This is a genomic window from Pseudomonas kitaguniensis (genome assembly GCF_009296165.1).
Classification (GTDB): domain Bacteria; phylum Pseudomonadota; class Gammaproteobacteria; order Pseudomonadales; family Pseudomonadaceae; genus Aquipseudomonas; species Aquipseudomonas kitaguniensis.
Genome location: NZ_VUAZ01000114.1, coordinates 1 through 19488, shown reverse-complemented (window position 1 = coordinate 19488; position 19488 = coordinate 1). Strand labels below are relative to the sequence as shown.

Sequence of the window (19488 nt, the reverse complement as noted above, 5' to 3'; positions counted from 1 at the left end):
GATTTTTTATTGGCGATCAATCAGCCAAGGGCGGATCAATCTTCGCGGTAGCGACGCAGCTTCAACTGCTTGCCGGCAACGCGAGTGTCTTTCAGCTTGGTCAGCAGTTTTTCCAGACCGTCTTCCGGCAGCTCCACCAGGGAGAAGCTGTCACGCACCTGGATGCGACCGATCGCTTCACGTGCCAGGCCACCCTCGTTGAGGATAGCGCCCAGCAGGTTCTTGGCGGCGATACCATCACGCGCGCCCAGCGCGGTACGGCAACGCGCACGACCTTCAGCCAATGGAACCGGAGCGCGACGCTCACGATCACCACGGTCTGGACGGTCGCCAGTACGCTCTGGACGATCACCGCGTGGTGCGTTGTTCGGCACCAGCGGGCGATCTTTCTCGATGGCTGCCAGGGTCAGGGCCTGACCGTTGGTAGCTTTGCGCAGCAGGGCTGCAGCCAGGGCACGCGGGGTGCAACCGATATCGGCAGTCAGGCGGTCAAGCAATTCGCCGTGGGTCGATTCAGCGTCAGCCACCAGCGGCGACAAGCTGTTGGTCAGTTTCTTGATGCGAGCATCGAGAACAGCCTGAGCATCCGGCAGGCGGACTTCGGCAACTTTTTGACCGGTTACACGCTCGATCACTTGCAGCATGCGGCGCTCACGTGGAGTCACCAGCAGCAGTGCACGACCTTCGCGGCCCGCACGGCCGGTACGGCCGATACGGTGAACGTAGGACTCCGGGTCGTACGGCATGTCAACGTTGAACACGTGAGTGATACGTGGAACGTCGAGGCCACGGGCAGCGACGTCGGTCGCCACAACGATGTCCAGACGGCCATCCTTGAGGGAGTCGATCACGCGCTCACGCTGGTTCTGGGCGATGTCACCGTTCAGCGCAGCGGCTTTGTAGCCTTTGGCTTCCAGGGCACTGGCCAGGTCCAGGGTCGCTTGCTTGGTGCGCACGAACATGATCAGGGCGTCGAAGTCTTCGACTTCCAGCAGGCTCAATACAGCCGAGGTCTTCTGGTCAGCGTGAACCAACAGGTGAGCCTGTTCGATCGCGGTAACGGTCTGAGTCTTGGTCTGGATTTTAACGTGTTGCGGATCGCGCAAGTGGCGTTCAGCAATGGCACGGATCGACTGTGGCAGGGTGGCCGAGAACAGTACGGTCTGACGGGTCGCAGGCAGCGCCTTGAAGATGACTTCCAGGTCATCCATGAAGCCCAGCTTGAGCATTTCGTCAGCTTCGTCGAGCACCAGGTGGTTCACGGTCGACAGCACTTTTTCGTCGCGACGCAGGTGGTCGCACAGACGGCCCGGAGTGGCGACAACGATCTGTGCGCCGTTACGGATTGCCTTGAGTTGTGGGCCCATGGGCGCGCCGCCGTAAACGGCCACAACAGTGACGCCCGGCATTTGCTTGGCGTAGGTTTCAAAGGCGGTTGCTACTTGCAGCGCCAACTCACGGGTTGGCGCCAGGATCAGGGCTTGCGGCTCGCGCTTGGCAGGATCGATGCAATGCAGGATAGGCAACGCGAACGCGGCGGTTTTACCGGTACCGGTTTGCGCCTGACCGATCATGTCCTGGCCGGCCATGATTATCGGGATCGATTGCTGCTGAATAGCCGAAGGTTCTTCGTAGCCGGTCGCGATGACGGCAGCAAGAATGTTCGGGTTAAGATTAAAAGCGGCGAAGCCGCCGGTTTCCTGGGTCATGGGTCTGCCTCTAAGTGCATCCGCAAAGACCCATGCTCCAAAGCTGCGCATGCCGTGTTGAGACTCAAGAGTCGCCCTGGCTGCTTTGTCGGCGGGGATTTGCGAAAACGAATGAATGAAAAAGATTCGTCAAGGGAGAGTCCGCTGTGCGGACGTGCAGCCGAAGCTGACTTCGGGGAATTGCGCTACCTAAACGCGGCCCGGTTAAAGGCCGGCGCGCACTATACCGGAAATAGCTGAAAAAGGGAGCTTTTTTTATCCTGAACCGCTGAGATACTGCGCCGCGTCATGGCCTTTGCAGATAACACCTGCAGGGTCTGTTTTTCAAAGGCCCGGCCCCGTTGGTCAGAAAGCTTAAACGTTTCACCTCGACCCTGAGACCCTTTGGTCCGAAAGCTTGCTCCGCGCCCGACGGCACGCCCGATGAATCAACCCCGCAGCAGTCGCGTCAGCCTTGAATTACAGGGCCATGTTCTGCTTTTGGGTCTGGAACGGGTAGCCAAGCGCACTGCCTTTGACCTGGATTTGCTCAGCGCGCCAAGCCTGGCTTATGGCGAATTTGATCGAAACGACGAAGCACGTGTCGTCGTGGTGTTTGCCCACGGCGAGCATTTTACCGCAGGGCTGGACTTGGCCAACGTAGGCGCCGTGATGGCCGCAGGCTGGCCACCGCCCTTGGACGGCTGCGATCCGTGGGGTGTATTCGCTGGCCGTAGTGCCTGCCGGGGCTGCTCGGCATGCAGGCGAGGTAGATGTCGACCGGTCAGGCGCGCCTGCAAGGCGATGCCGTTGCGGCAGCGGGTTTGCAAGCGCTGGTCGAGAAGTTGCTCAACAGCGAAGATGCCAAGCAATGCATGCTGGCAATGACAAGTGTGTTCAAGGGTATCTGAACAGCCTGAATTGGCCGCCGCCTGTGATGACCTCATCGCGAGCAAGCCCGCTCCCACAGTTGAAATACATTCCCCTGTGAGTGCCGGTTTGATACCACAGGTTGAAATGCATCTCCCTGTGAACACTGGCTGGCTCCCTGAGTTGAAATACATTCCCCTGTGAGTGCCGGTTTGGTACCACAGGTTGAAATGCATCTCCCTGTAAGCACTGGCTGGCTCCCTGGGTTGAAATGCATTCCCCTGTGAGTGCCGGTTTGGTACCACAGGTTGAAATGCATCTCCCTGTGAGCACTGGCTGGCCCCCACAGTTGAAATGCATTCCCCTGTGAGTGCCGGTTTGGTACCACAGGTTGAAATGCAACTCCCTGTGAACACTGGCTGGCTCCCTGAGTTGAAATACATTCCCCTGTGAGTGCCGGTTTGATACCACAGGTTGAAATGCATCTCCCTGTGAGTACTGGCTGGCGCCCCTGAGTTGAAATACATTCCCCTGTGGGAGCGGGCTTGCTCGCGATGGCGTCGGCACAGGCGCCTAGCCTAAGTGGCCGGCCGAATCGCCTTGATCAGCGCTTGCATCGAGTACCCCAGGCGCGGGGCCAAGGCTTCAGCGCGCGCGGTGAGTGCCGCAAGGTCCAACGCCTGATCCAGATCCGAAGGCACCAGCAGAATCACATTGCCCTCCTTCACCGGCAGTTCCCAGTAATGCCGGTGATACAACCCTCGCAGCAACGCCGCACCCAGCGGTTTACCATCGTCGGTCGCCCACTGGTTGATCACCAGCCAGCCGCCGGGGTTGAGTTTCTTCTGGCAGTTTTCCAGGAAGGTCCAGGCGAGGTGCCCAACGCCGGGACCGACATCGGTGTACAGGTCGACGAAAATCAAGTCGGCCGATTCTGCGCTGTCGAGCAACTGCAGCGCGTCACCAATTCGAATGTACAGGCGCGGGTCGTCGTCCAGCCCGAGGTACTCGATGGCCAGGCGCGGCACATCCGGGCGCAGCTCAATGGCTTCGACGTCTTCCAGCGGCAAAAACTTGAGGCACGCCTGCGTCAGCGTACCGGCGCCCAAGCCGAGGAACAGCGCGCTCTCCGGCAGCTCGTGGCACAACGCACCAATCAACATCGCGCGGGTGTAGTCGTACTCCAGCCAGCTCGGGTCGGCGGTAAATACGCAGCTTTGCTCGATGGCGTCGCCAAATTCGAGAAACCGGTAATCGGCCACTTCGAGCACACGGATCATGCCGAAATCATCATGCACTTCGGCCAGCAGGCGCTCGACACGCTCCTCGCTCATCACTACTCCTAAAGGGTTTACCGCACGGCAAAGGCGCGATTGTCAGCCAACCGGCGGCAACAGGTCACGCACTAATTGCTGATAACATTGGCGCCCGATCGACAATCAACCAATCGAGTTCATGATGAGCCAACCCTGGAGCCCCGACAGCTGGCGCGCCCTGCCTATTCAGCAACAACCCCAGTACCCGGACGCGGCGCACTTGCTGCACGTGGAGCAAACCCTGGCCAGCTACCCGCCCCTGGTGTTTGCCGGGGAAGCCCGCGAGTTGCGTCGTCAGTTTGCCGAAGTGACCCACGGCCGCGCGTTCCTGCTGCAGGGCGGCGACTGCGCCGAAAGCTTCGCCGAGTTCTCGGCTGCAAAAATTCGCGACACCTTCAAGGTGCTGCTGCAGATGGCGATCGTGATGACCTTTGCCGCCGGCTGCCCGGTGGTGAAAGTCGGGCGCATGGCCGGTCAGTTCGCCAAGCCGCGTTCCTCCAACGATGAAACCATCGACGGCATCACCCTGCCCGCCTACCGTGGCGACATCGTCAACGGCATCGGCTTCGACGAAAAAAACCGCGTGCCGGACCCGGACCGCCTGTTGCAGTCGTATCACCAGTCCACTGCCACCCTCAATTTGCTGCGCGCATTTGCTCAGGGCGGTTTCGCCGACCTGCACCAAGTGCATCAGTGGAACCTGGACTTTATCGCCAACTCCGCACTGGCCGAGAAGTACAGCCAACTGGCCGACCGCATCGACGAAACCCTTGCCTTCATGCGCGCCTGCGGCATGGACAGCTCACCGCAACTGCGCGAAACCAGCTTCTTCACCGCCCACGAAGCGCTGCTGCTCAACTACGAACAAGCCTTCGTACGCCGCGACAGCCTGACCAACGATTACTACGATTGCTCGGCGCATATGCTCTGGATCGGCGACCGCACTCGTCAGTTGGATGGCGCCCACGTCGAGTTCCTGCGCGGGGTGAACAACCCGATTGGCGTAAAAGTCGGCCCGAGCATGAACCCCGACGATTTGATCCGCCTGATCGATATTCTTAACCCGCACAATGACCCCGGCCGCCTCAACCTGATCGCGCGCATGGGCGCCGGCAAGGTCGGCGAACACCTGCCCAAGCTGATTCGCGCCGTGCAGCGCGAAGGCAAGCAAGTGCTGTGGAGCAGTGACCCGATGCATGGCAACACCATCAAGGCCAGCAGCGGCTACAAGACCCGCGACTTTGCGCAGATCCTCGGCGAAGTAAAGGAGTTCTTCCAGGTCCATCAGGCTGAAGGCAGCTATGCCGGCGGGATTCATATCGAGATGACCGGGCAGAACGTCACCGAGTGCATCGGCGGCGCGCGGCCGATCACCGAAGATGGCTTGTCGGACCGTTATCACACGCATTGCGACCCACGGATGAATGCCGACCAGTCGCTGGAACTGGCGTTTTTGATTGCCGAGACGCTAAAGCAGGTGAAGCGCTAAAACGCTGGATTGAGCGCTGTGGCGAGCCAGCTTGCCTCAACAGGCAGCGCGGCAGCTTGATCAAGGCAGGCCCCTGGCGCCCGGAAAAGCCTTGGGCCGCCAGCGCCATGCGGCGCGCTTGCTTGATTGAAAAGGACAGGTCGGCGGGCATGGTTTTATCCTTCAGGGCGCGCCGACCACCCGACAAGCATCCAGCGTCACTTGCGCAGCGGGTCTTGCCAAAAATGCACCTGCCGCGCCTGTTCCACGTCGGCGCGTTTAAGCCCAATGTCCTTGAGCGCGCCATCGCTCAAGCTCGCCAACTGCTGGCGCTCGTGCAGCAGCGCCCGCCAGCGGGCAATCACCCGAAGCAGCCCAAAAACCGGGCGCTTCGTCATCAATACAAACCCTTTTTGACCTTTCATCTTTTCGCCCTCCAGTGGGGATGACGAAAGTGTGTGCCTGGCACTAAGATCAATCCAACGAATGTTTCTTATGCAACACATCTCAGGAATTGATCAATTGCCCGACTACCCAAGCATCGACACCGACGTGCTGCGCACCTTCGTCGCGATCGCCGATCAAGGCGGCTTTACGCGTGCCGGCGAGGCGGTCAACCGCACGCAATCGGCGGTGAGCATGCAAATGAAGCGCCTGGAAGAAGACGTGTTGCAGCGCAAGCTGTTCGAGCGCGACGGCCGCCAAGTGCGCCTGACGCCCGAAGGCCAGGTGCTGCTGGGTTATGCGCGGCGCATCCTGAAGCTGCACAGCGAGGTCTTTAACACCCTGCGCGAGCCGCACATGGTGGGGCTGGTGCGCATCGGCACGCCGGACGACTACGTGATGCGCTTCCTGCCGGGCATTCTCAAGCCGTTCTCCAAGGCGTACCCGCTGATTCAGATCGAGATGCACTGCGAGTCGTCAACCGTGCTGATCCAGCGCCGCGACTTGGCGCTGACCGTCGTCAGCCGCGAGCCCGGCAATGAAATCGGCGAGTTGTTGCGCACCGAGCGCATGGTGTGGGCGGCGTCGACGGGTTTCTGCGCGGACGAACACGAAGCGCTGCCACTGGCGATTTCCGGCACCGACTGCCTGTATACCCAGTGGACGCGCGCCGCGCTGGATGCCGCCGGGCGCGACTATCGCATGGCGTATCACAGCTCCAACGTGGCGGCGATTCAGGCGGTGGTTAACGCGGGCCTCGCGGTGATGGTGTGCATGGAAAGCCTGCTGACCGACGACTTGCGGGTGCTCGGCAGCGACGAAGGTTTTCCGCCGCTGCCCTCAATGAACCTGCACTTGCTGCGCAACCCGGGCATGACCTCGCCGATCACTGAATGCCTGGCGGACTACATCGTTGAAGGCTTCAGACTTTAAAGGTCAGCATCACCGCGCACACGGCCAGAAAGCCGCAGAACAGGCCGCGTAACAGGCGTTCAGGCAGCGCATGGGCGACTTTCACGCCCCAACTGATGCTGAGCATGCCGCCGACGGCCAACGGCGCGCCGATCATCCAGTCCACCTCGTGGTGCCAGGCGTAAGTCACCAGCGTTACGCTGGTGCTGGGCAACGCCAAGGCCAGCGACAAGCCTTGCGCGACCACCTGGGTGGTGCCGAACAGGCTGGTCAACACCGGCGTGGCCACCACTGCGCCGCCGACCCCAAACAACCCGCCCATCGAGCCGGAAACCGCGCCGAGCACCCCGAGCCACGGCCAGGAGTACCGCATCTGCGCAGTCGGCGGCGCGTTGCGGGTGAACATGCGCAACAGGTTGTAGGCCGAAAGCACCAGCAAAAAGGCAATAAAGCCTAAACGCATGGCGCCTGCGTCCAGGCCCACCGCCCAGATCGAACCGAGCCAGGCAAAGCTGAAGCCCATGATGCCCAGCGGCAGCGCGTGGCGTAATTCGATGCGGTTGCGTTGATGGTAACGCCACAAAGCCAGCATCACGTTGGGCACCACCATCACCAGCGCCGTGCCCTGCGCAAGCTGCTGATCGAGGCCAAACAACACCCCGAGCACCGGGATCGCAATCAGCCCGCCACCAATGCCAAACAGGCCGCCGACCGTGCCCAAGGCGGCGCCTAATACCAGGTACATCGCTAAATCCAACACCGCTGATTACTCCAAAAGCCCAGGCCATGCATGCTACGCAGTCGGCTCTGGCGCGGAAACGCACAGCAACGCACAATGGCTGTGCCGATCTTGCATAAGCGCCGCCCATGAACCCGAATACCCTGACCGATCAACTGAGCCTGTTCCTGGATGTATTGGAGACCGGCAGTTTTTCCGCCGCCGCCCGCCGCCATCCGCTGACGCCCTCAGCGGTAGCCCGGCGTATCGACAGCCTGGAAAGCTCGGTGGGCAGCCGCTTGTTTCAGCGCAGCACCCACGCGGTGGTGCCCACACCGGCAGGCCTGGCGTTTGCCGAGCGCGCGCGACGGATCGTCAGCGAGCTGCAATTGGCGCGCGCGGAGGCCGTTTCGTTGAGCCATGCGCCGGAAGGTTTGATTCGTGTAGACGCACCGGCGGCGTTTGGTCGACGGCACCTGGCACCGGTGATCGCCGATTTTCTGAACGTGTACCCAGGCCTTGATGTGCACCTGCATTTGATCGACAGCTTTGTCGATATGCAGGGCGCCCACTTGGGCAAGGTCGACCTGGTGTTGCGTGCCGGGCATAGGGTCGACACTCGGCTGATCGCTACGCCCTTGGCGAGTATCGTGCGTATCGCCTGCGCCAGCCCGGCCTACTTGAAAAGCCGGGGCACGCCAAGCCATCCACGCGAGCTGAGTGAGCATGACGGCCTCGACTGGGACGGCTTGGCGCCCATGTTCGCCTGGCGCTTCGAGCTCGATGGGCGCCGCGCCACCTATCGCCCGCAGCGCATCCGCATGAGCGCCAATAACGCCGAGGCCTTGCTGTCCGGCGCCTTGGCCGGGCTGGGCATCGCGCACCTGCCCACGTGGCTGGCCAGCGAATACCTGGTGCGCGGCGAACTGTTGCCACTGTTTTGCCAAAGTGGCCTGCCCACGCCGGAAACCACCGGCATCTATGCGTTGCGCCTGGAACAACAGGCTAACGCGCGCAGCCGCTTGCTGCTGGAATACCTGAAATCACGTTTCAGCCCGGTTCCGCCCTGGGATCTGGCACTGCAAAGCGGCTTGGTCTGACCGTACGGCCAGAATTATCTGGCGCGTTAAAGGTTTGACCGCTAGATTCCAGCCCAGACACGCTTTTTCGAGGCACCGCCATGAGCAAAAATCCCAACGCTTGCGAATCACTGATGCTCGACAACCAGCTCTGTTTCGCCCTGCACTCCACCTCGTTGCTGATGACCAAGGTCTACAAGCCGCTGTTGCAAGCCCTCGGCCTGACCTACCCGCAGTACCTGGCCATGATGGTGCTGTGGGAAGAGGATGGTTTGACCGTCGGCGAAATCAGCAGCCGCTTGCTGACCGATCCAGGCTCCCTCACGCCGCTGCTCAAGCGCCTGGAGGCCGAAGGCCTGCTTAGCCGCACCCGCAGCCGCGAAGACGAGCGCGTGGTGGTGGTGGAGCTGACCAAGGCTGGGCGTGCCTTGCAGGAAAAAGCGAAGGACGTTCCACAGTGCATCCTCGGCGCCAGTGGCATGGCGCTTGAGCAGTTGCGCAAATTGCAGGCTGATTTGATTGCATTGCGCGCCAACTTGCAGGCCAACTAAAAAGCCGCAGCCCCCACACATCAAAAGTGCTTGTGTGGGAGCGGGCTTGCTCGCGATGGCATCAACCGGGTATTCCTGACGTACCGAGGTGCCTGCATCGCGACACAAGCCGCTCCCACATTTTCTAAAATTTATCTTGCGCACTAAAAATTAGCGCGATACATTCGCCTCACCAACTACTTAGCGCACAAACATTTAGCACTACACACTCAAAGGACGACACCATGCAAACGCTCTATACCGCAGTAGCCACCGCCACCGGCGGCCGTGATGGTCGTGCTGTTTCCAACGACAACATCCTCGACGTCAAACTCGCCACCCCTAAAGAATTGGGCGGCGCGGGCGGCCAAGCCACCAACCCTGAGCAACTGTTCGCCGCTGGCTACTCGGCCTGCTTTATCGGCGCCTTGAAGTTCGTTGCCGGCCAGACCCAACGCAAAATTCCGGATGACGCCTCGATCACCGCCCACGTCGGCATCGGTCAAATCCCCGGTGGTTTCGGCCTCGACATCGACCTGCACGTAAGCCTGCCGGGCCTGGCCCAAGACGATGCGCAAAGCCTGGTCGACGCCGCGCACCAAGTCTGCCCGTACTCCAACGCCACCCGTGGCAACGTTGATGTGCGCCTGCACGTCACCGTCTGATTAAACGACGCGCATAAAAAAACCCGACGCCAGGTCGGGTTTTTTTCGTATCGGCGGGGCCAGAATTACTTCTTGGCGCGACCTTTGTACGAACCACCTTCGCGGGTGTCGATCTCGATCATGTCGCCGATTTCGATGAAGTCCGCTACTTGCAGCTCGGTACCGTTTTTCAGTTTGGCAGGCTTCATCACCTTGCCCGAAGTGTCGCCGCGAGCGGAACCTTCGGTGTAGTCAACCTGACGCACGATAGTGGTCGGCAGCTCTACGGACACCAGGCGCTCTTCGAAGAAAATAGCTTCGCAGACGTCTTCCATGCCTTCTTCGATGAACGGCAGAACGGCTTCGATATCTTCAGCGTTCAGCTCGTACATGGTGTAGTCGGAAGTGTCCATGAACGTGTAAGTGTCGCCGCTGATGAAGGACAGGGTCGCTTCTTTGCGGTCGAGGATTACGTCGTCCAATTTGTCATCGGCGCTGTAGACGATCTCGGTCTTGTAACCGGTCAGCAGGTTCTTCAGCTTGGTCTTCATGATTGCGCTGTTACGACCAGACTTGGTGAACTCAGCTTTCTGAACCAGCCAAGGGTCGTTTTCGAGACGGATCACTGTACCGGGTTTCAGTTCTTTACCAGTTTTCATTGCGTATATCCGAAATTTGGATGGGGTTTACAAAAATCAAGGTGGCGTATCATATCCAACTTTCATAAAACTGTACCAGCGCCGTCGCAAGATCGGCCTGCAAGCCCTGTTCCAGACACCACGTTTGCGCGTGCCGGCTGACCTCTGGCCAGTGCTCCAGCAGCATTTTCCACGGTTGTGCCATATCGCCATCAGCGTTCCAGGCTTGCCACAGTGCGACAACGCAGGCTTTGGCGGCGGGTGACAAGGCCGCGGTGTACAGCGCCAGGAAGGCGTCGAGCTTGTCCAGATGGATGTCTTCGTCCTGACGGTAGATGTGCCACAGCAACGGCCGTCCCGCCCACTGCGCGCGCACGAACGAGTCTTCGCCACGCACCGCATTGAAGTCGCAGCACCATAGCAGGCGGTCGTATTGCTCCTGGCGTACGAACGGCAGCACTTGCACCGTCAGGGCTTGGCGTTGATGCACATCCCCCGCCGCCAGCCCTTGCACACCGAGCCAGCGCTGCACGTCGCCAAGGATGCGACCCTCCGGCACCAACAGATGAGTGGCACGCCCATCTGTCGCAAGTACGTCCAGCCAACGCGCGAGCCCGGCGTTTTCATACGCGAACAACGACATCAAGCGCGCACCGCCTGCAGGAAACACGCCCAAGGCTTGCAGGAAGTGTTGCTGCGCAACGGCGTCCTGCTGAAACGCCAGACGCTGTTCCAACAACCCGGCCTCACGCAACAAGCCGCCGGTGCCTGCACGAAAACCAGGAAAGAAGAAGTACTTCTGCACGCCCTTGAACTTCACCGAGGGCAGGCGATGACAGCCCACCACCCATTCTTCAGCGCTGAGGTAATCCAGGTTCATCCACAACGGCGCGTGCGCGCGTGCCGCCATGGCTTCCATATAATCGGGCGGCAATTGGCACGCGAAGGCGGCGATCACTACATCGGCAGACGGCGTATCGCGCCACTGCGCCGGCCAGTGGTGCACGTCGACGCCCTCTTGCCATTGCTGGTCGCGCTGCACGTCAATCTGCGGGCACATGCGCTCGAACGCGCGCAGGTCATCGACCCACAGGCGCACTTCGCAGGCGTGCTCCACCACCAATTGCCGGGCCAGGCGCCAGGTCACGCCGATGTCGCCGTAATTGTCGACGACGCTGCAAAAAATATCCCAGCGGGCTTTCATTCCGGGCTCCAACGCTCAAAGGTTCGATTGTCCGCATAAATGCGCTGATGCAGAAGGCTTGATCACGATTATTCTGTAGCGTGGCTGTGCGACAATCGCCAGCACGCCGCAAATGCCTGCCAGGAGGCCGCCATGTCTGATCGTCCGTTGTCGCTGCTCAAGCTCAGTGTCGCCATCGCCATGGGCGTGTGGTTGGGATTTATTGCGATTGCATTGACCACATGGCTGGCCTCGCGCTACCTGTTCCCGCAAAGCCTGGCGCCGGTCGCCCAAGCGGTTCAACAGTTAGGCAAGCCGGCTGCGTCGTGCCACCAGAGGCGCCCAACCGTATGTTTGAGCAGTACGAACAAAACCTGCGCCAACAGGAACAGCAACAACGCCTGGAGCAGGCGCGCAACAATAATGCGCGAAACCTGGCCAACCCAAAATGCCAGTTCTGGCTGCAGCAGGACCAGAACGCGCCCACTGAAAAGAGCAAGGCGAATGTCCTGCAATTTTGCGAATGACCCAGCACAGCCATGAATAAACACGCCGTCCACCAGTTGGTTCTGGAAAAGCTCGGCGTCGATCTCGACGTCGCTCAACGTGCCGCGCAAACCGCCTACGAAACCGCAACCCACGAAGAAAACATCGCCGAAAACAAATACGACACGCTGGGGCTGGAGGCGTCCTACCTGGCCGCCGGGCAAGCCAGGCGCGTCGAGGAAATCAAACAGGCATTGACGCTGTGCCACACGATGCAACTGCAGGCCTACGATGATCAGCGCGGCATACAGGTCGGCGCGCTACTTGGCCTGGAGGATGAGAACGGTCGCCAGCAGTGGCTGTTTCTGGCACCCGATGCGGCGGGTTTGAAAGTCGATGTGGTTGGCCAACCGGTAACCGTCATCACCCCGCGCTCGCCGTTGGGCAAAAGTTTGCTGGGCAAGTTCGAAGGTGATGAGGTGCAGATTGTGGTGGCGGGCGCTCGGCAACACTTTACGGTTACCGAGGCTAAATAGACCGCTGCAGGCGTCAGCTTAGTGAACCGGCAGTTCCACGCCGGCAAACAGCTCTTCGAGTTCCTGCTTGTTGTGGCATTGAATCGCCTTGGCCATGACTTCGCGGGTCAGGTGCGGCGCGAATTTCTCGATGAAATCGCACATGAAGCCGCGCAGGAACGTGCCACGACGGAAGCCGATCTTGGTCACGCTGGACTCGAACAACTCGCTGGCGTCGAGCACCACGAGGTCCTTGTCGAGCACGGTATCGACCGCCATCTTGGCGACAATGCCCACACCCAGGCCCAGGCGAACATACGTTTTGATCACGTCGGCGTCGGCGGCGGTGAACACCACTTTGGGCGTGAGGCCGCGATGGCTGAATGCTTCGTCGAGCTTGGAGCGGCCGGTAAAACCAAACACGTAGGTCACGATCGGGTATTCAGCCAGCGCTTCCAGGGTCAACTTCGACAGCTTGGCCAGCGGGTGCCCTTGCGGTACGACCACGCAGCGGTTCCAGCGATAGCACGGCATCATCACCAGGTCGCCGAACAGCTCAAGGGCTTCAGTGGCGATGGCAAAATCCACGGTGCCATCCGCGGCCATCTCGGCGATTTGCATCGGCGATCCCTGGTGCATGTGCAAGGCAACGTCAGGGTATTGCTTGATGAAGTCGCGGATCACCGGCGGCAGTGCGTAACGGGCCTGGGTGTGAGTGGTAGCGATCGACAGCGTGCCCTTCTTCTCGTTGGAGAATTCCTGGGCGATCTGCTTGATGCTTTCGACTTTGCGTAAAATCTCGCCAGCGGTGGTGATGATGCGCTCGCCGGCCGGGGTGACGCGGGTCAGGTGCTTGCCGCTGCGGGCGAATACTTCAACGCCCAGCTCGTCTTCGAGCAGGCGGATCTGCTTGCTGATACCGGGTTGCGAGGTGTAGAGGCTTTGAGCGGTAGCGGAAACGTTGAGGTCGTGGTGCGCCACTTCCCAGATGTAGCGCAGTTGTTGAAGCTTCATAGGTGTCCCTCACAGCGGGTAGACGCCACGGGTATCAGCGACGGTATATAACTATATTAAAGGTTAGACGGATAAATCTAGAACTTTTTATCCTTTCTTGAGCATCACACGTTATCACCGCGCAGGCCGCGTAACGACGGCACCAGATAAACCGGCACACTGGACAACTGCAACACCCGCGCAGCGGTGCGTCCGAGCGGTATGGCCGCTGCGGCTGCATGGCTGTGACTTCCTACAATCAACAGGTCGACGGAAAGTTTACGCAGTTGTTCGAGAATCACCTCGCACGGTTTGCCCTGGATCACGCGCACCGAATGAATCAACTGCAAGTCTTGCTCGCCCTCCCCCAACTCCTCGCGAAAACTGTCCAGCACGCGTTGTTCGATCGATGCCATCAGCGTGGTCAGCCCCTGGCTTTGCCACTCGCTCAGGGCCTCCTCATCCAGGTAGCTTTGCAATACCGATTCGGCGAACAGCCCGATGGGCTCAACCACGTGTATCACATACAGCTGCGCCTTGAACGTTCGGGCCAGTGCCAGCGCATGTTGCATGACATACGGCGCATACACACCGAGGTCGGTGGCGTACAGCATCGAACGAATCATAGAACCTCCTGGGCTGCCAGGATGGCGGAGATTGACTCAGCTTAGCAGCGCCTCGAAGAGTTCGGCTGACTTAGCTTTCGCTGTGGGTTTTCAATTCATTGCTGATGCCGTGGGGCACATGCCCCGTGGCCACCACCTCGCGGGCTTTCTCACAATGGCCGGCCTGGTCATCAAAAAACACATCGGCGGCAAACGCTTCGAGGAACGCCGACTTTTCCAAGCCGCCAAGGAACAGCGACTCATCCAGGCGGATGTCCCACTCACGCAACGTTCGAATCACCCGCTCATGCGACGGCGCCGAGCGTGCCGTGACCAGCGCGGTACGGATCGGGCAGGCGTCGTCAGCGAACTCACGCTGCAACAGGTTGAGCGCCGCCAGGAAACCCTTGAACGGGCCGCCGTGCAACGGTTGGCGTGCCGACTCGCGCTCGCTGGCCTGGAACGCCGCCAAACCACCGGCCTGGTACACACGCTCCGACTCATCGGAAAACAGCACGGCGTCACCGTCGAACGCAATGCGTAGCTCTTCACTCGACGCGCGACGCGCACCACCCGACAAAATCGTCGCGGCGGCAAAGCCTGCATCCAGGGCACTGCGCACATCTTCGGCGTGTGTCGACAGAAACAAATGGCAGCCAAAGGCGGCCAGGTAAGGATAAGGGCTGCGCCCGCCGACGAACGCGGCACGCGAAATATCCAGGCCGTAATGCTGGATCGAATTAAATACCCGCAAGCCGGTGTCGGCACTGTTGCGCGACACCAGCACCACCTCGACGCGAGCACGGCCCAGGCTGGCATTCAGGCTTAGAAGCTTCTTCACCAACGGGAAAGCATCGCCGGGTTCGAGGGTCTCTTCTTCGTGTTCGATCTGGTATTTGCGGTACGCCTCGACACCTTCGGTGAGGTAGACCTTGTGGCTGTCACCGAGGTCGAAGAGTGCCCGCGACGAAATCGCCAGCACCAGTTTGTCGTCCAATCCCTTCGCCATGGTGTTCCCCCTGATCAGCGGTTGCGCCGATCAATTGTGCCGATCAATAAAACTCAAGGCCTGGTAAAGCGCCTGTACGCGTGGCATTTCGCAGCCCGCCGCTTTAGCCACCGCCAAGGGCCGGGCGTAAATCGCTGCCAGCTCCAGCGGGCGTTTGTGCACGTGGTCGTGGTACATGCTGGGCAGGTAGTCGGCCATGGTTTCGGTCATGGCAAACATCTGCTCGGCGTAACTGGCTGCAATGGCATGGCCGCAGGCATTGGCGCCCTCGACCACTTCAGCCATCAGCGCCTGGATCAGCGCGCGGCTGGATTCGTCCGCCATCATTGCCGTAGTGCCCGTACCCAGCAGCACGGAGAGGCCGTTGTAGGGCACGTTCCACACCAGCTTGTGCCAGCGCGCCTGATGCACATTGGCCATGGCCTGGGACTCGATGCCGGCCTTGTGAAACAACGCGGCGCCCTCTTCGACAATCGCTTGCCGGCGGGTTTCGTCGTAGGCCGCAGTGCCGCTGTGATAGCCCAAATTAACCCGACCCAACGCTTGATGCTCAACCACGCCTGGCGCCGAGCGGTGCACGCCGATGTAGCACAAGCCGCCCAGCAGATGCAGCGAGGGCGGCAGGTGTTCGCGCAGGCTGTCTTCTACGTCGAGGCCGTTTTGCAGCAAGATCACTTTGGCATCCGGCGCCGCGACCTGAGCCAGCGTCGGCGCCAACTCCACGTTACCGGTGGACTTGGTGCCCACCAGCAACCAGTCGCACGCCGGCATGTCGGCGGCGCGCGCATAGGCCTGCACGGGGTGCAGATGCACGCTGCCATGCACGTAGCTGTTGAGGTGCAGCCCGTGTTCACTGACCGCTGCATATTCGCTGCGCAGCAGGAAGTGCACATCGAACCCGCGCGCGCCAGCATCAGGCCGTAGAAACCACCGATGCACCGGTGCCGACGATACCAATACGTGGCGATTGTGCGGTCATGGCAAATCCTCTGGAGTGCGGGTAAGCGCGTGATTAATCGCGTCTGAAAGGTCAGCGGCGCCAAGGCGTGTGTGCAGTTGCCCGAAGAATTGACCCTCGCACACCACAAACAACGCCGGCAAATGAAAGATCTGGTAGCGCTCGACCGCGCCGCCATTGTCCCCGGCATCGACCCAACACACGCGGTCCACCGGCAACTGCCAGCCGGGCAGTTGCTGGCGTGCCCAGCGGCAACTGGAACAACCAGCGCTGGTAAACACTACCAGCGAAATACCTGGCAATCCCAGCAATTGCTGGTCAATATCCAGGTCGGTCAATGCCTGCTCCTTCACCCTGCTGCTGCTGCCGCCGTCTATTGGACGGTGCTCGGAGTCCGTGTACATGGGTCGCTTTTTACCTCACCCTGATGATGTTGCCGTTCTGTTGATACAACGCCCTTCACCTGCCATTTCCCGTCAGCGCCTGCACACTATCGGCCTGGGCGGCGTCGCCTGCAATTGCCCGCGCGCCTGGCGCCAGTGTACAGCGGTCGATTTGAGTATCCCGTCGCTGGGTGCCAGCGCCCGCTACCCGGGCTATGTAGCGTGGTGCCGCACAGTCGAAAATGGCTACCGCATCGGCATTTCGTTTACCGACGAGCACGCCTTGTTCGGTGCGCGAATGGGTGAGCAAGTGTGCCAGATCGAACGCTACTGCCGCCTGCACGAAGACGCCGCGCCAACCGCCTTGCAACTCGAAACCCTTGCCCGCGAGTGGGTCGCGCGCCATGCCGGCGAGTTCTCCCGCGAGGCTTTTGTGGCGCCGGCGCTGGATTAAAGCCGGCTTTGCCCATTGTCGCGGGCCAGTGTTACGCGCTAAGGTTCCGCTCCCCTGCATTCAAATCATGCTGTGCTCCGCCGCACGGGGATGGCTGGCGGCCGGCACCCGTGACCCTGACGAGTAACACGATGGCTGATTTACCGATCAATGACCTAAACGTCGCATCCAACGAGACCCTGATCACACCCGATCAGCTCAAGCGCGAAATCCCTTTGAGCGACGCTGCCCTGCAGACCGTCACCAAGGGCCGCGAAGTCATCCGTGACATTCTCGACGGCCGCGACCACCGCCTCTTCGTCGTGATCGGGCCGTGCTCGATCCATGACCTCAAGGCGGCCCACGAATACGCCGAGCGCCTCAAAGTGCTGGCGGCTGAAGTGTCCGACACCTTGTACCTGGTGATGCGTGTTTACTTCGAAAAACCGCGCACCACCGTCGGCTGGAAAGGCTTGATCAACGACCCGTACCTGGACGACTCGTTCAAAATCCAGGACGGCTTGCACATCGGTCGTCAGTTGCTGCTGGACCTGGCTGAGATGGGCCTGCCCACCGCCACCGAAGCCCTCGACCCGATCTCCCCGCAGTACTTGCAGGACCTGATCAGTTGGTCGGCGATCGGCGCGCGCACCACTGAATCGCAGACTCACCGTGAAATGGCTTCCGGCTTGTCTTCGGCTGTGGGCTTCAAGAACGGCACCGACGGCGGCCTGACCGTTGCGATCAACGCACTGCAATCGGTTTCCAGCCCGCACCGTTTTCTCGGCATCAACCAGGAAGGCGGCGTGTCCATCGTCACGACCAAAGGCAACGCCTACGGTCACGTGGTATTGCGCGGCGGCAACGGGAAGCCCAACTATGATTCGGTCAGCGTTGCGCTGTGCGAGCAGGCGCTGAACAAGGCCAACATCAAACCGAACATCATGGTCGACTGCAGCCACGCCAACTCCAACAAAGACCCGGCCTTGCAGCCGCTGGTAATGGAAAACGTCGCCAACCAGATTCTCGAAGGCAACCAATCGATTATCGGCTTGATGGTCGAGAGCCACTTGAACTGGGGCTGCCAGGCCATTCCAGCGGACCTGGCCGACTTGCAGTACGGCGTGTCGATCACCGATGCGTGCATCGACTGGTCCGCCACCGAGACCACCCTGCGCAACATGCACGCCAAGCTCAAGGACGTGTTGCCGAAACGCAAACGCAGCTGAACCTGTGGCTGAATCGCGCACACAAAAACGCCGGGCTTAGCCCGGCGTTTTTTATGCTGCGGTGTCACCGTTGCCGGCGTTACAACTTCGCCGCATGGCGCTGGTGGCGCTCCATGTAGCGTTCTACGTAAGAGCACGACGGGATCACCGTGTAACCGGCCGCCTCTGCAAACTTCAAGGCTTCTTCGGTCAATGCGGCAGCAATACCGCGTCCGCGCAGCGCGTTGGGCACGAAGGTCCGATAAATATCCAGGGTTTGTTTCCCGAGGTCCATGTAGGTCAGGTAGGCACGATGACCGTCTACATTGGTCTCGAATTGATGACCTGCCTGGTCATGGTGGATGGACAACGCCTCGCTCATCACTACTCCTCGCGGGTCTTGGATTTCGACCCCTACCTTACCGATGTTTTTCCGGCGAAGGAACATCTACGCCACCCCGTGCCGGTGTCGACAACGAGAAAACCTGTAGCGCTCACAACCAGCACGCAGGGAATAGTAGGCACCAAACCTGCAATAGCTCAAGGTGCACGCGCCATTCGCTGCGGCGGGTGGTTACAGAAAGGGCTCCGATCAATCACTGATCGATAGCCTGAACATTGCCGGCAGTTGAAGCTTGAGACGAACTGCCGTTGTTAAAGTCACCTCTACATGCGCAAAAGATGCTGGGCGGGGTAAAGACGAGGCACAAACAAGTGTGGCGGTGGATATATAAATCTTTACCGGGTTACCCGGTGCAAGTCATGCGGGCCGGACCTTTCAGCGTCGATCCAGTTCCCTTGAAAAGGAAAAATTCTGCACGGAATTTATACACACCTGCCAAAGATTAGCCAAAATAGATTCGCTGCACGAATTTTTTTTGCTTCTTGCGTTACGTCAGTTTACTTACTACAAGTAATGAGTAGTATGTACGCCGGCTATCCGCTCACTCTGAGAAAGTAGCCATTTAATTTAATAGAAAGTCCTTGAAGGGGAACACGATGAACAACGTTCTGAAATTCTCTGCTCTGGCTCTGGCCGCAGTTCTGGCTACCGGTTGCAGCAGCGTCTCCAAAGAAACCGAAGCACGTCTGACTGCAACTGAAGACGCAGCAGCTCGCTCCCAGGCTCGTGCAGACGAAGCCTACCGCAAAGCTGATGACGCTCTGGCTGCTGCTCAAAAAGCACAACAGACTGCTGACGAAGCTAACGAGCGCGCTCTGCGCATGCTTGAAAAAGCAAGCCGCAAGTAATAATCCCTCGGGGTTGTTATCAAGCCGATCCATTTTTGGATCGGCTTTTTTATTGCCTGAATGTGGGAGAGGGCTTGCTCCCGATGGCGGTGGTCAGTCACTGAAGGGGTTACTGATACACCGCCATCGGGACAAGCCCCCTCCCACAAGGTTTACT

General features: G+C 60.0%; 21 protein-coding genes and 3 pseudogenes. 12 read left to right on the top strand and 12 right to left on the bottom strand.

Annotated elements, in window-relative coordinates; genetic code table 11:
- Window positions 1–35: 35 nt before the first annotated feature.
- Entirely contained in the window at window positions 36–1709 is a 1674-nt protein-coding gene (locus F0169_RS18490) for a DEAD/DEAH box helicase (protein WP_058415870.1), read from the bottom strand.
- A gap of 423 nt (window positions 1710–2132) precedes the next feature.
- Here F0169_RS18490 and F0169_RS18485 point away from each other — a divergent pair.
- Window positions 2133–2465 (top strand): annotated as a pseudogene (locus tag F0169_RS18485) (crotonase/enoyl-CoA hydratase family protein); the annotation flags it as partial.
- The gene (locus F0169_RS28460) at window positions 2462–2599 is read left to right on the top strand and encodes a hypothetical protein (protein WP_425274303.1); all 138 of its coding nucleotides are present in this window, start codon (window positions 2462–2464) and stop codon (window positions 2597–2599) included. The pseudogene F0169_RS18485 and the gene F0169_RS28460, both read left to right, overlap by 4 nt.
- Window positions 2600–3136: 537 nt before the next feature.
- On the opposite strand, the gene F0169_RS18480 is transcribed toward F0169_RS28460, so the two are convergent.
- The gene (locus F0169_RS18480) at window positions 3137–3892 is read right to left on the bottom strand and encodes a spermidine synthase (RefSeq protein ID WP_152747284.1); all 756 of its coding nucleotides are present in this window, start codon (window positions 3890–3892) and stop codon (window positions 3137–3139) included.
- A 124-nt stretch (window positions 3893–4016) separates the two neighbouring features.
- On the opposite strand from F0169_RS18480, the gene F0169_RS18475 reads away from it, so the two are divergent.
- On the top strand, window positions 4017–5363 hold the full coding sequence (locus F0169_RS18475; RefSeq protein ID WP_058414660.1) for a class II 3-deoxy-7-phosphoheptulonate synthase: 1347 nt from the start codon (window positions 4017–4019) through the stop codon (window positions 5361–5363).
- A 197-nt stretch (window positions 5364–5560) separates the two neighbouring features.
- Here the strand turns inward: F0169_RS18475 and F0169_RS18465 are convergent, their stop codons facing one another.
- The gene (locus tag F0169_RS18465) at window positions 5561–5767 is read right to left on the bottom strand and encodes a DUF1127 domain-containing protein (RefSeq protein WP_241679144.1); all 207 of its coding nucleotides are present in this window, start codon (window positions 5765–5767) and stop codon (window positions 5561–5563) included.
- Window positions 5768–5837: 70 nt separating this feature from the next.
- Between F0169_RS18465 and F0169_RS18460 the strand changes: the two genes are divergently transcribed.
- Window positions 5838–6719, top strand: a complete 882-nt coding sequence (locus tag F0169_RS18460; RefSeq protein ID WP_152747281.1) for a LysR substrate-binding domain-containing protein — start codon at window positions 5838–5840, stop codon at window positions 6717–6719.
- On the opposite strand, the gene F0169_RS18455 is transcribed toward F0169_RS18460, so the two are convergent.
- Entirely contained in the window at window positions 6709–7458 is a 750-nt protein-coding gene (locus F0169_RS18455; RefSeq protein ID WP_058414663.1) for a sulfite exporter TauE/SafE family protein, read from the bottom strand. The two genes, F0169_RS18460 and F0169_RS18455, sit on opposite strands and share 11 nt — an antisense overlap.
- 107 nt (window positions 7459–7565) lie before the next feature.
- On the opposite strand from F0169_RS18455, the gene F0169_RS18450 reads away from it, so the two are divergent.
- The 3 genes from F0169_RS18450 (at window position 7566) to F0169_RS18440 (ending at window position 9690) form a co-directional block, all read left to right on the top strand.
- Window positions 7566–8516, top strand: a complete 951-nt coding sequence (locus F0169_RS18450; RefSeq protein ID WP_152747279.1) for a LysR family transcriptional regulator — start codon at window positions 7566–7568, stop codon at window positions 8514–8516.
- An 80-nt stretch (window positions 8517–8596) separates the two neighbouring features.
- The gene (locus tag F0169_RS18445; protein WP_152747278.1) at window positions 8597–9046 is read left to right on the top strand and encodes a MarR family winged helix-turn-helix transcriptional regulator; all 450 of its coding nucleotides are present in this window, start codon (window positions 8597–8599) and stop codon (window positions 9044–9046) included.
- 224 nt (window positions 9047–9270) lie between these two features.
- Complete coding sequence (locus tag F0169_RS18440; protein ID WP_058414666.1) at window positions 9271–9690, top strand: organic hydroperoxide resistance protein; 420 nt, start codon at window positions 9271–9273, stop codon at window positions 9688–9690.
- Between the two features lie 65 nt (window positions 9691–9755).
- On the opposite strand, the gene F0169_RS18435 is transcribed toward F0169_RS18440, so the two are convergent.
- Together F0169_RS18435 and earP are read right to left on the bottom strand one after the other, a co-directional pair.
- Entirely contained in the window at window positions 9756–10328 is a 573-nt protein-coding gene (locus F0169_RS18435) for an elongation factor P (protein WP_058414667.1), read from the bottom strand.
- A gap of 49 nt (window positions 10329–10377) precedes the next feature.
- On the bottom strand, window positions 10378–11511 hold the full coding sequence (earP, locus tag F0169_RS18430) for an elongation factor P maturation arginine rhamnosyltransferase EarP (RefSeq protein WP_152747277.1): 1134 nt from the start codon (window positions 11509–11511) through the stop codon (window positions 10378–10380).
- A gap of 132 nt (window positions 11512–11643) precedes the next feature.
- Between earP and F0169_RS18425 the strand changes: the two are divergent.
- Both F0169_RS18425 and F0169_RS18420 read left to right on the top strand, forming a co-directional pair.
- Window positions 11644–12017: pseudogene (locus tag F0169_RS18425) on the top strand (hypothetical protein).
- Between the two features lie 12 nt (window positions 12018–12029).
- A complete protein-coding gene (locus tag F0169_RS18420; RefSeq protein WP_152747276.1) occupies window positions 12030–12512 on the top strand; it encodes a GreA/GreB family elongation factor in 483 nt (160 codons plus the stop codon).
- An 18-nt stretch (window positions 12513–12530) separates the two neighbouring features.
- On the opposite strand, the gene cysB is transcribed toward F0169_RS18420, so the two are convergent.
- The 5 genes and pseudogenes from cysB to F0169_RS18395 form a co-directional block, all read right to left on the bottom strand.
- The gene (cysB, locus tag F0169_RS18415; protein WP_058414671.1) at window positions 12531–13505 is read right to left on the bottom strand and encodes an HTH-type transcriptional regulator CysB; all 975 of its coding nucleotides are present in this window, start codon (window positions 13503–13505) and stop codon (window positions 12531–12533) included.
- Between the two features lie 104 nt (window positions 13506–13609).
- Complete coding sequence (locus tag F0169_RS18410) at window positions 13610–14110, bottom strand: universal stress protein (RefSeq protein WP_058414672.1); 501 nt, start codon at window positions 14108–14110, stop codon at window positions 13610–13612.
- Window positions 14111–14180: 70 nt separating this feature from the next.
- Window positions 14181–15098, bottom strand: coding sequence for a 5'-nucleotidase (locus tag F0169_RS18405; RefSeq protein WP_058414673.1), 918 nt, complete (start codon window positions 15096–15098; stop codon window positions 14181–14183).
- A 30-nt stretch (window positions 15099–15128) separates the two neighbouring features.
- A pseudogene (locus tag F0169_RS18400) lies at window positions 15129–16077 on the bottom strand (putative 2-dehydropantoate 2-reductase).
- Window positions 16074–16460, bottom strand: a complete 387-nt coding sequence (locus F0169_RS18395; protein WP_058414675.1) for a YbbN family protein — start codon at window positions 16458–16460, stop codon at window positions 16074–16076. The pseudogene F0169_RS18400 and the gene F0169_RS18395 overlap by 4 nt, the downstream one beginning before the upstream one ends.
- On the opposite strand from F0169_RS18395, the gene F0169_RS18390 reads away from it, so the two are divergent.
- Both F0169_RS18390 and F0169_RS18385 read left to right on the top strand, forming a co-directional pair.
- Window positions 16459–16893: a PilZ domain-containing protein gene (locus tag F0169_RS18390; protein WP_152747275.1), complete on the top strand. Its 435-nt coding sequence runs from the start codon at window positions 16459–16461 to the stop codon at window positions 16891–16893. The two genes, F0169_RS18395 and F0169_RS18390, sit on opposite strands and share 2 nt — an antisense overlap.
- A gap of 131 nt (window positions 16894–17024) precedes the next feature.
- Entirely contained in the window at window positions 17025–18101 is a 1077-nt protein-coding gene (locus F0169_RS18385; protein WP_058414677.1) for a 3-deoxy-7-phosphoheptulonate synthase, read from the top strand.
- A gap of 79 nt (window positions 18102–18180) precedes the next feature.
- On the opposite strand, the gene F0169_RS18380 is transcribed toward F0169_RS18385, so the two are convergent.
- Entirely contained in the window at window positions 18181–18462 is a 282-nt protein-coding gene (locus tag F0169_RS18380; RefSeq protein WP_058414678.1) for a GNAT family N-acetyltransferase, read from the bottom strand.
- 617 nt (window positions 18463–19079) lie between these two features.
- On the opposite strand from F0169_RS18380, the gene oprI reads away from it, so the two are divergent.
- Complete coding sequence (gene oprI / locus F0169_RS18375) at window positions 19080–19331, top strand: outer membrane lipoprotei OprI (protein ID WP_058414679.1); 252 nt, start codon at window positions 19080–19082, stop codon at window positions 19329–19331.
- Window positions 19332–19488 lie beyond the last annotated feature (157 nt).